This is a genomic window from Rathayibacter sp. AY1E2, assembly GCF_002932325.1.
Lineage (GTDB): Bacteria > Actinomycetota > Actinomycetes > Actinomycetales > Microbacteriaceae > Rathayibacter.
Genome location: NZ_PSVO01000009.1, coordinates 14,154 through 27,443 on the forward strand (window position 1 = coordinate 14,154; position 13,290 = coordinate 27,443).

Here is a 13,290-nt window from a genome sequence, read left to right on the forward strand (position 1 = left end):
GGGTCCCCTCGGTGGAGGGCGGGTCAGGCGCTGGTGTGGAACTTCAGCTGGGCGGCGGAGAGGCCGGAGTCGGCGATGAGCTCGACGGCGTCGGCGGCGTCCGAGACCAGGATCGGGAGCGCCTCGCGCTCCGGGCCGGCGAAGTCCTTCAGCACGAAGTCGGCGGCCTGCTGGCGGCCCGGCGGGCGGCCGATGCCGACCCGCACGCGCAGGAACTCGGCTCCTCCGGTCGCCGCGAGGATGTCGCGGATGCCGTTGTGCCCTCCGTGACCGCCGCCCTGCTTGAGGCGCAGGGTGTCGAAGGGGATGTCGAGCTCGTCGTGCACGACGATCAGGTGCGCCGGGTCGACCGAGTAGAAGTCGAGCAGCTGCGCCGTCGGCCCGCCGGAGAGGTTCATGAAGCTGTTGGGCTTGCCCAGCACGAGCTTCGGTCCGCCCGGGCGGAGGAAGCCCTCGGCGACCACGGCGTTGGCGCGGTTGTGCCGGCGGAACGAGCCGCCGATCCGCGTCGCGAGCTCGTCGAGCACCATCTGGCCGACGTTGTGCCGGTTGCGCGCGTACTGCGCGCCCGGGTTGCCCAGTCCGACGACCAGCCAGGTGTCACCCATGTCGTTCCTCTTCCTCGGGGGCGGCGGAGGGGCTCCCCCGCCGGACGCGGAACGGGCCCGCCGCGGCTGCGAGCGGGCCCGTTCCCGGGGTGGTGCGGACTACTCCGCGGTCTCGGCGACGACGTCGCCCGAGGCCGGGGTCTCGTCGTCCTCGCCCAGGTCCTGCTCGACCTCGGCGGTGACGTTGACGATGAGCACCTCGGCGTCGGTGACCAGCGTGGCGCCCTCGGGGAGCGTGACGTCGGCGGCGGTGATCTGCGTGCCGGCCTCGAGGCCCTCGACGGAGACGACGATGTTCTGCGGGATGCGCGTGGCGTCGACCTCGAGCGAGAGGGTGTTCGACTCGATCGAGACGAGGGTGCCGGGAGCGGCGTCGCCCTCGACGTGCACGGGGATGTCCACCTCGACCTTCTCGCCCTTGTTGATGACGACGAGGTCGATGTGCTCGATGATCTGGCGCACCGGGTCGCGCTGGATGTCCTTCACCAGCGTCGTCTGCGCGGTGCCCTCGATGTCGAGCTCGAGGATCGCGTTCGCCTTGCGGGTGAGCAGGAGCACCTGGTGGCCCGGGAGGGTGAGGTGCTGGGGCTCGGTGCCGTGGCCGTAGAGGACCGCGGGGATCTTGTCCTGCGCGCGGATCTTGCGGGCGGCGCCCTTGCCGAACGAGGTGCGGACCTCGACGACGACCTTGTTGGTCAGTTCAGCCATGATGTTCTCCTTGGGCGGCGCGCACGCCACCGGATCGGGTCGTGGCCTGCGGCCACGGACGGTTTGTCGACTCGAACGCATGTCAGCGTGAGGAGAAGTCCGTGGCGCCCCGTGGGGGCCTCGCCTGCTTCCACCGCGTCGATCACGGATGCACGTGCATCCCTCGCCGAAGTTCAGCTGCCGATCCTACCCGGCATCGCGGCCGCCCGCCAGCAGGCGGTCGCCGCCGGACTCGGAGCCGGACGTCCAGGCGGACCGCCTACCGTGCGGGTATGACGAGCGACGACTTCGGCTCCTACGTCGAGAAGAACGGCTTCCACCGCGACACGAACTACATCCCGACGCGGATCACCGCCGACGGCCGCGACGGGTACCCGGTGGAGGCGGGGCGCTACCGCCTCGTCGTCTCCCGCGCCTGCCCGTGGGCGAACCGCGCCGTGATCGTGCGGCGCCTGCTCGGTCTCGAGGACGCCCTCTCGATGGGCATCTGCGGGCCGACGCACGACAAGCGCAGCTGGACCTTCGACCTCGATCCGGGCGGCGTCGACCCGGTGCTGGGCATCCCCCGCCTCCAGGACGCGTTCTTCGCCCGCTTCCCCGACTACCCGCGCGGGATCACCGTCCCGGCCCTCGTGGACATCCCGAGCGGCCAGGTCGTCACCAACGACTACCCGGTGATGACGCTCGACTTCTCCACCGAGTGGACCGCGTTCCACCGCGACGGCGCCCCCGACCTCTACCCCGAGGAGCACCGCGAGGAGATCGACGAGATCGCCGAGCTGGTCTTCCACGACGTGAACAACGGCGTCTACAAGTGCGGCTTCGCCGGCTCGCAGCGCTCCTACGACCGGGCCTACGACCGCCTCTGGGCGCGGCTGGACTGGCTGGAGGAGCGGCTGAGCACCCGCCGCTACCTGGTCGGCGACACCATCACCGAGGCGGACGTGCGGCTCTTCACGACGCTCGCCCGCTTCGACGCCGTCTACTACAGCCACTTCAAGGCCAACCGGAACCTGCTGTCGGCGATGCCCGCGCTCTGGGGCTACGCGCGCGACCTGTTCGCCACTCCGGGGTTCGGCGACACGATCGACTTCACCCACATCAAGTCGCACTACTACGAGGTACAGCGGGACATCAATCCGACCGGCGTCGTCCCCAAGGGCCCGGACCTCTCCGGCTGGCTCGTCCCCTCGCACCGCGGGGAGCTCGGCGGCCGCCCGTTCGGCGACGGCACTCCCCCGCCGCCGCCGATCCCGTCGGAGCGCGTCCCCCTCGGCCACGGCGCCTGACCGGTTCCGGTCGCGGTCGTGCGGCGCGCGCAAGACCGTGCGCGCGCCGCACGACCGATGTGCAGCCGGGAGACGGCTCGGACCCGGGCTCCCCGGAGCGACCCGGGGCTAGCCTGGGCTCGCCCCTGAACGCGAACGTCGAGGAGAACCGTGTCTGACAAGCCCACCGCCACAGCCAACATCGGAGTCGTCGGTCTGGCGGTGATGGGCTCGAACCTCGCCCGCAACCTCGCCAGCCGCGAGGGCAACACGGTCGCGGTGTTCAACCGCTCCTACGGCCGCACCGAGACCCTCATCACGGAGCACCCGGAGGCGGGCTTCGTCGCGTCCGAGACCATCGAGGACTTCGCCGCCTCGCTCGCCACCCCGCGCACCGCGATCATCATGGTCCAGGCCGGCCGCGGCACCGACGCCGTGATCGAGCAGCTGACGAAGGTCTTCGAGCCCGGCGACATCATCGTCGACGGCGGCAACGCGCTCTTCACCGACACCATCCGCCGCGAGAAGGCCGTCCGCGAGACCGGCATCCACTTCGTCGGCACCGGCATCTCCGGCGGCGAGGAGGGCGCGCTCAAGGGCCCGTCGATCATGCCCGGCGGCTCGGTCGAGTCCTACAGGACCCTCGGCCCGATCCTCTCGTCGATCGCCGCGGTCGCCGAGGGCGAGCCCTGCGTCACGCACATCGGCACCGACGGAGCCGGCCACTTCGTCAAGATGATCCACAACGGCATCGAGTACGCCGACATGCAGCTCATCGCCGAGGCGTACGACCTGCTCCGCACCGTCGGCGGACACGAGCCCGCCGCCATCGCCGAGGTCTTCGACGCCTGGAACAAGGGCGACCTCGAGTCGTACCTCATCGAGATCACCGCCGAGGTGCTCCGCCAGGTCGACGCCGACACCGGCAATCCCTTCATCGACGTCGTCCTCGACCAGGCCGGCTCGAAGGGCACCGGCGTCTGGACCGTGCAGAACGCGCTCGACCTCGGCGTCCCCGTCGGCGGCATCGCCGAGGCCGTCTTCGCCCGCGCCGTGTCCTCCCACCCGGAGCAGCGCGAGGCCGTGCAGGCCCGCGTCACCTCGCGCCCGACCCCGGTCGAGAAGTACGAGGGCTTCGAGGACGACGTGCGCGCCGCGCTCTACGCCTCCAAGGTCGTCGCCTACTCGCAGGGCTTCGACGCGATCATCGCCGGAGCCGAGAAGTACGGCTGGGAGATCGACAAGGGAGCGGTCGCCAAGATCTGGCGCGCGGGCTGCATCATCCGGGCCCAGTTCCTCAACCGCATCGTCGACGCCTACGACGAGAACGCCGGCATCACGACCCTCCTCGAGGACCCGTACTTCGCCGAGGCCGTCGCCAACGGCGAGGCCGCCTGGCGCCGCATCGTCTCGACCGCCGCGCTCTCGGGCGTGCCGATCCCCGGCTTCGGCGCCGCGCTGTCGTACTACGACTCGCTCGCCTCCAAGCGCCTCCCGGCCGCTCTCGTGCAGGGCCAGCGCGACTTCTTCGGGGCGCACACCTACAAGCGCGTCGACAAGGAGGGCACCTTCCACACGCTGTGGTCGGGCGACCGCACCGAGGTCGAGCAGGACCCCTCCACGCACTGACCCGCGTCGCACGGGAAGGCGCCCCCGCCCGCAGGATCCACGGATCCTCGGGCGGGGGCGCCTTCCTCGTCGCGGAGGGAGCTCCCCTGTCGTCAGCGCACCCAGGCGGTGGCGTCCGGCCCTCCGAGCACGCGCTCGACGCCCGGGCCGGCTGACCCCTCAGGTCCGGAACGCCCGCGCGATCAGGAGCGCCGCCAGGAGCACCGCTGCGGCGGCCGCCGTGGCCGCCGGGAGGGCGAGCAGGAGCAGCAGCGAGACCGCGGCCGACGCGAGGGCGGGGCCGCTCGCCCCGGCCGCTCCGTGGTCGAGGCGCCGCACGATGGTCGCCACCAGCAGAGCGGCCACGGCGAAGGCGAGCAGCGCGTCGGCGTCGAGGATCACGACCGCGAGCACGGCGACCAGGCAGAGGACGAGCTGGGCCGCCGCGGGCACGCCGGTCCTGCGGTTCCTGGCGGCGAGCACCGCCGGGATCTCCCCCGCGTCGGCGAGACGGACGAGGGCGCGCGCATCCCTCCTCCCGAGGTCGAGGAGCGCGAGCAGGACCGCAATCACCGCGGCGGCCCCGACGAGCCCGGACGCTGGCGAGCCTAGGGTGACAGCGCTCAGGGGGGCCTCCGAGGACGCGAGGACCTCGGGACCGGCCGCCAGGAGCAGACCGGTGCCGAGCGCGGCGGCGGCCGCCGTGGCGATCCCGATGCGCAGCAGGGCGGGGTGGAGAGCCGTCACCGCGCCGGAGCGGGACGTCGGCAGGAGGATCAGGAGCAGCGCCGCGGCGGTGCCGGCTCCCAGCGGCCCTCCGTCGCGCAGAGGGTCGAGCGGCGCGGGGTCGGGAGGGGATACCAGCACGAGCACGGCGGCGGCGGCCAGCAGAACGACGACCGCACCGACGAGGAGCAGGACCGGGCGGACGGGGAGGCGCCCGCCGCGCAGGCCGAAGAGCGCGACGGCCACGAGCAGCAGGACGGCCAGGGGCCGGGCCGCTCCCCCGAGGACCGACTGGGCCGCGGTCAGGGCCAGCGCGGCCGAGGCGAAGGCGCGCCCGACGATCCCGAGCCACTCGGAGGAGGGGCCGTCGTGGACGGTGCGCCCGGCATCGGCGACGGCGCTCAGGGCCGCGGCGGCCGCAGCGACAGCGAGCCCGAGGAGCAGCCACCAGCCCGCCGCGGCGGCGGCCGGCGACCAGACCAGGAAGACCGCCGCCAGGGCGAGGGTCGCATCCGAACGCTGGGGCACGGCCTCACCCTAGGCGGTGGAGCCGGGGCGGGACCCGGGGGCGCGGTGCAGGACGCACCCGGGGCGCGGGGTCCTACGCGTCGCCGTCGAACATCGACGTCACGGAGCCGTCGTCGAAGACCTCGTGGATGGCGCGGGCCAGCAGCGGAGCGATGGGCAGGATCGTCAGGCGGTCCCAGGTCTTCTCCGCCGGCAGCGGCAGGGTGTCGGTGACGACGACCGAGTCGATGAACTCGGAGCTCAGGAGCTCGACCGCCGGGTCCGAGAAGACGGCGTGGGTGGCCGCGACGACCACGCCGATCGCGCCCGCCTTCTTCAGCGCCTCGGCCGCCTTCGCGATGGTGCGCCCGGTGTCGATGAGGTCGTCGACGAGGAGGCAGACGCGGCCCTTCACCTCGCCGACGATCTCGTGGACGGAGACCTGGTTGGCGACCTTCGGGTCGCGGCGCTTGTGGATGATCGCCAGCGGGACGCCGAGCTTGTCGCTCCAGATGTCGGCGACGCGGACGCGGCCCATGTCGGGCGAGACGATGGTGAGGGTCGAGGGGTCGAGCTTCTCGCGGAAGTGCTCGAGCAGCACCGGCATCGCGAAGAGGTGGTCGACGGGGCCGTCGAAGAAGCCCTGGATCTGCGCCGCGTGGAGGTCGACCGACATGATCCGGTCGGCTCCCGCCGCCTTGAAGAGGTCGGCGACGAGGCGGGCCGAGATCGGCTCGCGGCCGCGGCCCTTCTTGTCCTGGCGCGCGTAGGGGTAGAACGGGGCGACCACGGTGATCCGCTTGGCGGAGGCGCGCTTGAGCGCGTCGACCATGATCAGCTGCTCCATCAGCCACTCGTTGATCGGGGACGTGTGCGACTGGAGGACGAACACGTCGCCTCCGCGGACCGACTCGCCGTAGCGGACGTAGAGCTCGCCGTTGGCGAAGGTGCGCCCCTCGGTCGTGACGAGCTCGGTCCCGAGCTCGGCGGCGACCGCTTCCGCCAGTGCCGGATGCGCCCTCCCCGAGACGAGGACCAGGCTCTTCTTGTTGCTGGCGGTGATGCCGGTCACTGTGCTCCGCTTCCTCCGGTGGGCGCCTGGTCGGATCCGGTGGGATCCGACGCCAGGGCCGCCTCGGCGGCGTCGGCCGCTGCGGTGCCCGGACGGTGGGTCTGCACCCACCCGGCCATGTTGCGCTGCGGAGCGACGGTGATCCCGAGGGCTCCGGCGGGGATGTCCTTGCGGATGACCGTGCCGGCGCCCGTGTACGCTCCGTCACCGATTCTAACGGGGGCGACGAAGACGTTGTGCGACCCCGCACGCACGTGCGAGCCCACCACGGAGGACGCCTTGCTCACCCCGTCGTAGTTGGCGAAGATCGAGCCGGCGCCGATGTTCGACTCCTCGCCGATGACCGCGTCGCCGACGTAGGAGAGGTGCGGGACCTTCGATCCCTCGCCGATGACGGCGTTCTTGGTCTCGACGTAGGTGCCGATCTTGCCGCGGGCGCCGAGCACGGTGCCGGGGCGGAGGAACGAGAACGGGCCGACCTGGGCCTTCGCGCCGATCACGGCGAGCGTCGCGTCGGAGCGCTTCACGACCGCGTCCTCGCCGACCTCGCAGGAGTCGAGCGTGGTGTCCGGGCCGATGACCGCGCCGGTGGCGATGACGGTCGGGCCCTTGATCTGCGTGCCCGGGAGGATCTCGACGTCCGGGGCGAGGACCGCGTCCACGTCGATCCAGGTGGTCGCCGGGTCCTGGATCGTGACGCCCTCGAGCTGCCAGCGGCGCACGATGCGCGCGTTGAGCTCGACCGCCGCGTCGGCGAGCTGGGCGCGGTCGTTGATCCCGGCCACGAGCCAGCGGTCCTGCACGGGGACGGCCTCGATCGCGCGGCCGGCGGCCTTGAGCGCGGCGGCGGCGTCGGTGAGGTACTTCTCCCGCTGGGCGTTCTCGGTGCCGATCGCGCCGATGACCGAGCGGAGCGCGGCGGCGTCGAAGGCGTAGACGCCGGCGTTGATCTCGGTGAGGTCGAGCTCGTCGGGGCTGGCGTCCTTCTGCTCCACGATGGAGGCGAAGGCTCCGTCGGCGCCGCGGACGATCCGGCCGAAGCCGGTCGGATCCTCGAGCACGCAGGAGAGCATGGTGAGCGCGTTCGCCGCGGCGAGGTGCTCGTCGAGCAGGCGGCGGAGGGTCGGCGCGTCCAGCAGCGGGACGTCGGCGCTCAGCACGACGACCGTGCCGGCGAAGGTCTCCGGGAGCGCCGCGAGGCCCTGCTCGACCGCGCGGCCGGTGCCGGGCGTCTCGTCCTGGTCCACCACCAGCGCGGAGGGCGTGTGCTCGAGGACGGCCTCGGAGACCCGGTCGCGCTCGTGGCGCACCACGGTGACGACGTGCGCCGCGTCGAGCGAGGCGGCCGTGTCGAGCACGTGCCCGAGCAGCGGCCTCCCGGCGAGGCGGTGCAGGACCTTCGGGGTGCGGGACTTCATGCGGGTGCCCTGGCCTGCCGCCAGGATCACGACGGCGAGCGTGCTGTCTGCCATGTTCTTCGCGTTCTCCTCCGTGAGCGCACCGTCCTGGTGCCGCTCCGCCACCAGGATTCGAACCTGGACCGGACAGCTCCAAAGGCTGCCGTGCTGCCGTTACACCATGGCGGACCGCGCGATCGCGCGCCGTCCATCCTGCCATCCCCGCGCCCCCGGCCCCGCCTCGGGCGCGGGCGGCCGCCGCTCGGGCGGGCGACGGCGGCCCGGGAGGCGGGGGCCTCCCGGCCCGTCCGCCTCCCGGCGTCCCCCGAGCCGCCCAGCCGCCACAATGGACGGGTGAGTGCGAATGACGAGGTCGACGGGATCGTCGACGCCTGGGTCCGGGAGCGGCCCGATCTCGATTTCACGCCGCTCCAGGTCTTCTCGCGGATGCGCCGGCTGGCCAAGCAGCTCGAGCGCGCGCGCGGCAGCGCCTTCGGCCGGTCGGAGCTCGAGACGTGGGAGTTCGACGTGCTCTCCGCGCTGCGGCGCGCGGGCGCGCCCTACCGGATGAGCCCCAAGCAGCTCCTCCAGGCGACCATGGTCACCAGCGGCACCATGACCAACCGCATCGACCGGCTGGTCGAGCGCGACCTGGTCGAGCGCCTCGACGACCCGAACGACGGGCGCGGCGTGCTGGTGCAGATGACGCCGTCGGGACTCGCCCGGGTCGACGCGGCGATCACCCGCCTGGTCGACGCGGAGCAGGAGCTGCTCGGCGCGCTCACCCACGCCCAGCAGGAGCGGCTGGCGCAGCTCCTCCGCAAGCTCTCCCTCGACTTCGGCTGAGCCGGTCGGCCCAGGCTCACGACAGCGTCCCGCCCAGGCGGTACGGGACAGCTGCCGGCGCCGCGGAGGAGAGCGGCGTCAGCCCTCGAGCTGCTCCGAGAGCTCCAGCCAGCGCATCTCGAGCTCTGCCGCCTCGTCCTCGTAGGCGCGGAGCGAGGCGTTGAGCGCCAGGATGCCGTCGTAGTCGTCCTGGTCGTGCGTCGCCATCTTCTCGTGCACGGTCTTCGTCAGCTGCGTGAGCTTGTGCAGGCGCCGGTCGATCGCCGACACCTCCTTCTCGGCGGTGCGGCGCTCGGCCCCCGCGAGCCCGCTCGACGCCGGCGCGGCGGAGGAGGAGCCCGACGAGGCCCCCGCGGGCGCGCCCTTCTCGAGCGCGCGGCGCAGATCGAGGTACTGCTCGACTCCGCCGGGCAGGTGGCGGAACGCGCCGTCCATCACGGCGTACTGCTGGTCGGTGACGCGCTCGAGCAGGTACCGGTCGTGCGAGACGACGAGGAGGGTGCCCGGCCAGGAGTCGAGCAGGTCCTCGATCGCGGCGAGCATGTCGGTGTCGAGGTCGTTGGTCGGCTCGTCGAGGATCAGCACGTTGGGCTCGCTGAGCAGGATGAGCAGGAGCTGGAGCCTCCGGCGCTGACCGCCCGAGAGGTCCTTCACCGGCGTCGAGAGTTGCGCGCTCGAGAAGCCGAGCCGCTCGAGCAGCTGGCCCGGAGTCATCTCCTTGCCGCCGATGGAGTAGCTGGTGCGCTGCTCCGCGATGATCTCGCGGACGGGCCGGTGCTGGACACCGGTCAGCTCGCGCAGCTGCTGGTCGAGAATCGCGACGCGCACGGTGGTGCCGCGCTTCACCCGGCCGCTCGTCGGCTCCACGCTGCCCGCGACCAGGCCGAGGAGGGTCGATTTGCCGGCGCCGTTCACGCCCAGGATGCCGGTGCGCTCGCCGGGCGCGATCCGCCACTCGATGCGGTTGAGGACGGTCCGCTCGCCGTAGCGGACGGTGACGTCGAGCAGGTCGACGACGTCCTTGCCCAGGCGCGAGACGGCGAGCTGCGAGAGCGAGACCGAGTCGCGCACCGGGGGCTCGTCCTCGATCAGCTGGTTCGCGGCGTCGATCCGGAACTTGGGCTTGGCCGTGCGGGCGGGGGCGCCGCGCCGGAGCCAGGCGAGCTCCTTCTTCATCAGGTTCTGGCGCTTGGCCTCCATGGTCGACGCCATCCGGTCGCGCTCGACGCGCTGCAGGATGTACGCCGCGTACCCGCCCTCGAACGGCTCGACGAGGCGGTCGTGCACCTCCCAGGTGGCGGTGCAGATCTCGTCGAGGAACCACCGGTCGTGGGTGACGACCGCGAGCCCGCCCGACGACGCCGCCCAGCGGCGCTTGAGGTGCTCGGCGAGCCAGGCGATGCCCTCGACGTCGAGGTGGTTGGTGGGCTCGTCGAGGAAGACGACGTCCCAGTCGCCGACGAGCAGCTTCGCGAGGGCGACCCGGCGCCGCTGGCCGCCCGAGAGGGAGCCGACCACTCCGTCCCAGGGGACGTCGCGCAGCAGGCCCGCGATCACGTCTCGGGTGCGCGCGTCGCCCGCCCACTCGTGCTCCTGGAGCCCGCCGACGACGGCCTGGGCGACGGTGAGGTCCTCGTCGACCGTGTCGGCCTGGTCGAGCATCCCGAGCGTGACGCCGCGGCGGTGCGTGACGCGGCCGCTGTCCGGCTCGATGCGCTGCGCGAGCAGGCGCAGGAGGGTCGACTTGCCGTCGCCGTTGCGTCCGACGATCCCGATGCGGTCGCCCTCCTCGATCCCCAGGGAGACGTCGTCGAAGATCACGCGTGTGGGGTACTCGAGTCGCAGCGCCTCGGCGCCCAGCAGATGTGCCATAGGGATCCAGCCTAGGCGGTGCCGCCTGAGCGGTCCGCCGCGGGTCGATCACAGTGCGGCCGGGTCGCGGCCCCCGGACCTCAGCCCGCGGGTGCCGGCTCCGAGACGGACACCGAGCGGCGGTGCAGTCCCGTGGCACCGTCGGGAGCGGGCGGGCGCTCGACCGTGGTCTGCACCGTGCCGTCCGCGTCGGTGGCGCGCACGGTCACGACGTGGTCGCCGACCGTCGCGTCCCACTCGAGGACCCACTGGATCCACGTGTCCGCGGTGACCTGCTCGGCGAGGCGCGCCTCCTGCCAGGCGCCGCCGTCGATCTGCACCTCCACCTTCGCGATGCCGGTGTGCGGCGCCCAGGCGACTCCCGCCACGGCGACCGTCCCCGCCTCGACGGGCTGGCCCTGGCGCGGCACATCGATCCGCGACTCGATCTTGATCGGCCCGCGCTCGGTCCAGCCGCGCGTCGACCAGTAGGCCAGGTCCTCCGCGAAGGTCGTGACCTTCAGCTCGACGACCCACTTCGTCGCCGAGACGTAGCCGTAGAGGCCGGGGACGACCATCCGGACGGGGAAGCCGTGCTCGACCGGAAGCGGCTCGCCGTTCATCCCGACGGCGAGCAGGCTCGCGCGGTCCTCGTCCAGCAGCACGTCGAGCGGGCTGGAGGCGGTGAAGCCGTCGATGCTCCGCGAGAGCACCATGTCGGCGCCGGCGGTCGGCCGGGCCCGGGCCAGCAGCTCGCGGATCGGGTAGCCCAGCCAGAGGGCGGTGCCGATCAGGTCGCCGCCGACCTCGTTGGACACGCAGGACAGGGTGACCAGGTGCTCCTCGAGCGGCAGTGCGAGCAGCTCGTCCCAGGTGATCTCGATCTCCTCCTCCACCATGCCGGTGATCTTCAGCGACCAGTCGGCGGGCTCGACCGACGGCACCGAGAGCGCGGTGTCGATCCGGTAGAACGAGGAGTTGGGAGTGACGTAGGAGCTGATGCCGTCGATGTCGTCGAGCACGGCGCCCGCCGGGACGGGCGCGGCGGCCGAGGCGGGAGCCGGCAGGGACACGGCCTCGCGCACGGCGGTGACGGCGGCGGAGGCGGACGTGAGGAAGCGGGCGCCGATGCCGGCGGCGACCGCGGCGACTCCGGCGATCCCGACCAGGCGGAGGAACGACCGGCGGTCCGGGGAGTCGCTCTCGCGCTCCTCCTGCCAGCCGCGGAGGCGGACGGAGGCCGAGCGCAGCACCGCGGCACCGGCCACCATGCCCACGACGCTCGGCGCCGCGTCGATCCCGGAGGCGCCCTCGCGGCTGACGGCGGCGAGCGCACCGGCGCCCGCGACGACGGCCAGCAGCAGCACGCCGAACGGCGGGCGGCGGTACTCGAGGACTCCCGCGCCGACGGCCAGCAGCGCGATCGCGAGGCCGATCGAGACCAGCAGCACGAGCTTGTCGCCGGTGCCGAAGAGCGCGATGACCGTGTCCTTCACGCCCGGGGGCACGATGTCGATGACGAAGCCGCCGACCGCGACCAGCGGACTGCCGCCCGCTCCGGTGAAGACCGCGACGACCTCGGCGGCCGCGAGGGCGACGACGGCGGCCACGATCCCGGAGAGGATCGCGAAGAGGGTGGCTCGGCGGGACATGAGCGGCACTCTAAGCCACGAGGTCGGAACTTCTCTGCGGACCGTCTGTGGAGGGCGCCGGGCGCGAGGCTCGCGGGCCCCGCTCCGGAGGCACCGCCTCCGCGACTAGGTCGAGAGCAGGCGAGCCCCGTGGACCGGGCCGGACACCCGCACGGCGCTCAGCCGCGCGGAGCTCAGCTCGCGCTGCAGGTCGGCCGCCGCATCGGCGTCCGGAGCGAGGAACGCGACGGTCGGGCCGGACCCCGAGACGAGGCCGCCGAGCGCTCCGCGGCCCTCGCCGAGCTCGAGGATGCGGGCGAGCCCTGGCTGCAGGTGCAGCGCCGGCGCCTGCAGGTCGTTGTGCATCGCGTCGGCGAGCATGGCGGCGTCGCCGGCGCGGAGGGCCTGCAGCACGTTGGGATCGATGGCGGGGGTCGCCGAGATCGGGCGGAAGTCGTGCAGGTGGCGCTCGCGGTGCCGGTCGAGCTCGCTGTAGACCTCGGGGGTCGACAGGCCCTCCTCCGAGAGGACCAGCACCCACTCGAAGCGGCCCTTGGCGAGCGCCGGGCTCAGCTCGTCGCCTCGGCCGACCCCGATCGCGGTGCCGCCGGTGAAGGAGAAGGGGACGTCGGCGCCGAGGCTCGCGGCGATGCCGAGCAGCTGCTCCCTCGTGCACGCCGTGCCCCAGAGCGCGTCGCAGGCGAGCAGGGTCGCGGCTGCGTCGGCCGAGCCGCCGCCCATGCCGCCGGCGATGGGGACGTTCTTCTCGATCTCGAGGTGCACGCCGCCGCGGTAGCCGGTCGCCCGGGCGAGCGCCCGAGCCGCCTTGATCGCGAGGTTGGAGCCGTCGACGGCCAGGCGGGAGGTGTCGATCGTGCCCGAGAAGGAGACCGAGAAGTCGGCCGCCTCCTCCGCGAACACGTCCTCGTAGAGGGAGAGCGACTGGAACGCGGTGGCCAGCTCGTGGTACCCGTCGTCGCGCACGGCGCCGACCTTGAGGAACACGTTGATCTTGCCTGGCGCCCGCGCGTGGACCCGGTTCGACGTCGCGCGGTGGGCCATGCATCC

11 protein-coding genes and 1 tRNA gene are annotated in these 13,290 nt (G+C 72.8%); 3 read left to right on the forward strand and 9 right to left on the reverse strand.

Annotated elements, in window-relative coordinates; genetic code table 11:
• Positions 1–23 precede the first annotated feature (23 nt).
• Complete coding sequence (gene pth, locus C5C49_RS08610) at positions 24–608, reverse strand: aminoacyl-tRNA hydrolase (RefSeq protein WP_104233681.1); 585 nt, start codon at positions 606–608, stop codon at positions 24–26.
• 99 nt (positions 609–707) lie between these two features.
• Positions 708–1,316: a 50S ribosomal protein L25/general stress protein Ctc gene (locus C5C49_RS08615; protein ID WP_104345951.1), complete on the reverse strand. Its 609-nt coding sequence runs from the start codon at positions 1,314–1,316 to the stop codon at positions 708–710.
• A gap of 272 nt (positions 1,317–1,588) precedes the next feature.
• Here C5C49_RS08615 and C5C49_RS08620 point away from each other — a divergent pair, with 272 nt between their 5' ends.
• Positions 1,589–2,605 carry a glutathione S-transferase family protein gene (locus C5C49_RS08620; RefSeq protein WP_104250641.1) on the forward strand — a complete coding sequence of 339 codons (1,017 nt, stop codon included), beginning with the start codon at positions 1,589–1,591 and terminating at the stop codon, positions 2,603–2,605.
• 150 nt (positions 2,606–2,755) lie between these two features.
• Entirely contained in the window at positions 2,756–4,213 is a 1,458-nt protein-coding gene (gene gndA / locus C5C49_RS08625) for an NADP-dependent phosphogluconate dehydrogenase (RefSeq protein ID WP_104233684.1), read from the forward strand.
• A 159-nt stretch (positions 4,214–4,372) separates the two neighbouring features.
• Here the strand turns inward: gndA and C5C49_RS08630 are convergent, their stop codons facing one another.
• From C5C49_RS08630 to C5C49_RS08645, 4 genes are all read right to left on the reverse strand, one after another.
• Positions 4,373–5,446, reverse strand: coding sequence for a hypothetical protein (locus tag C5C49_RS08630; protein ID WP_104345952.1), 1,074 nt, complete (start codon positions 5,444–5,446; stop codon positions 4,373–4,375).
• 73 nt (positions 5,447–5,519) lie between these two features.
• Positions 5,520–6,497, reverse strand: coding sequence for a ribose-phosphate diphosphokinase (locus C5C49_RS08635; protein ID WP_104250639.1), 978 nt, complete (start codon positions 6,495–6,497; stop codon positions 5,520–5,522).
• A complete protein-coding gene (glmU, locus tag C5C49_RS08640) occupies positions 6,494–7,969 on the reverse strand; it encodes a bifunctional UDP-N-acetylglucosamine diphosphorylase/glucosamine-1-phosphate N-acetyltransferase GlmU (protein ID WP_104345998.1) in 1,476 nt (491 codons plus the stop codon). Before glmU ends, C5C49_RS08635 begins: the two co-directional genes overlap by 4 nt.
• 42 nt (positions 7,970–8,011) lie before the next feature.
• A tRNA-Gln gene (locus C5C49_RS08645) sits at positions 8,012–8,083 on the reverse strand.
• 165 nt (positions 8,084–8,248) lie between these two features.
• On the opposite strand from C5C49_RS08645, the gene C5C49_RS08650 reads away from it, so the two are divergent.
• A complete protein-coding gene (locus tag C5C49_RS08650) occupies positions 8,249–8,740 on the forward strand; it encodes a MarR family winged helix-turn-helix transcriptional regulator (RefSeq protein WP_104222340.1) in 492 nt (163 codons plus the stop codon).
• Between the two features lie 78 nt (positions 8,741–8,818).
• Here the strand turns inward: C5C49_RS08650 and C5C49_RS08655 are convergent, their stop codons facing one another.
• The 3 genes from C5C49_RS08655 to C5C49_RS08665 form a co-directional block, all read right to left on the reverse strand.
• Positions 8,819–10,612 carry an ABC-F family ATP-binding cassette domain-containing protein gene (locus tag C5C49_RS08655; RefSeq protein WP_104345953.1) on the reverse strand — a complete coding sequence of 598 codons (1,794 nt, stop codon included), beginning with the start codon at positions 10,610–10,612 and terminating at the stop codon, positions 8,819–8,821.
• Positions 10,613–10,692: 80 nt separating this feature from the next.
• Positions 10,693–12,243: a molybdopterin-dependent oxidoreductase gene (locus C5C49_RS08660; protein WP_104345954.1), complete on the reverse strand. Its 1,551-nt coding sequence runs from the start codon at positions 12,241–12,243 to the stop codon at positions 10,693–10,695.
• A 105-nt stretch (positions 12,244–12,348) separates the two neighbouring features.
• A complete protein-coding gene (locus tag C5C49_RS08665; RefSeq protein WP_104345955.1) occupies positions 12,349–13,284 on the reverse strand; it encodes a 4-(cytidine 5'-diphospho)-2-C-methyl-D-erythritol kinase in 936 nt (311 codons plus the stop codon).
• Positions 13,285–13,290 lie beyond the last annotated feature (6 nt).

What these genes read in the sequence shown, in the direction of transcription:
- C5C49_RS08615 (WP_104345951.1), bottom strand. Translation starts at nt 1,316, where the DNA reads ATGGCTGAACTGACCAACAAGGTCGTCGTCGAGGTCCGCACCTCGTTC.
- C5C49_RS08655 (WP_104345953.1), bottom strand. Translation starts at nt 10,612, where the DNA reads ATGGCACATCTGCTGGGCGCCGAGGCGCTGCGACTCGAGTACCCCACA.
- glmU (WP_104345998.1), bottom strand. Translation starts at nt 7,969, where the DNA reads ATGGCAGACAGCACGCTCGCCGTCGTGATCCTGGCGGCAGGCCAGGGC.
- C5C49_RS08620 (WP_104250641.1), top strand. Translation starts at nt 1,589, where the DNA reads ATGACGAGCGACGACTTCGGCTCCTACGTCGAGAAGAACGGCTTCCAC.
- C5C49_RS08665 (WP_104345955.1), bottom strand. Translation starts at nt 13,284, where the DNA reads ATGGCCCACCGCGCGACGTCGAACCGGGTCCACGCGCGGGCGCCAGGC.
- pth (WP_104233681.1), bottom strand. Translation starts at nt 608, where the DNA reads ATGGGTGACACCTGGCTGGTCGTCGGACTGGGCAACCCGGGCGCGCAG.
- C5C49_RS08660 (WP_104345954.1), bottom strand. Translation starts at nt 12,243, where the DNA reads ATGTCCCGCCGAGCCACCCTCTTCGCGATCCTCTCCGGGATCGTGGCC.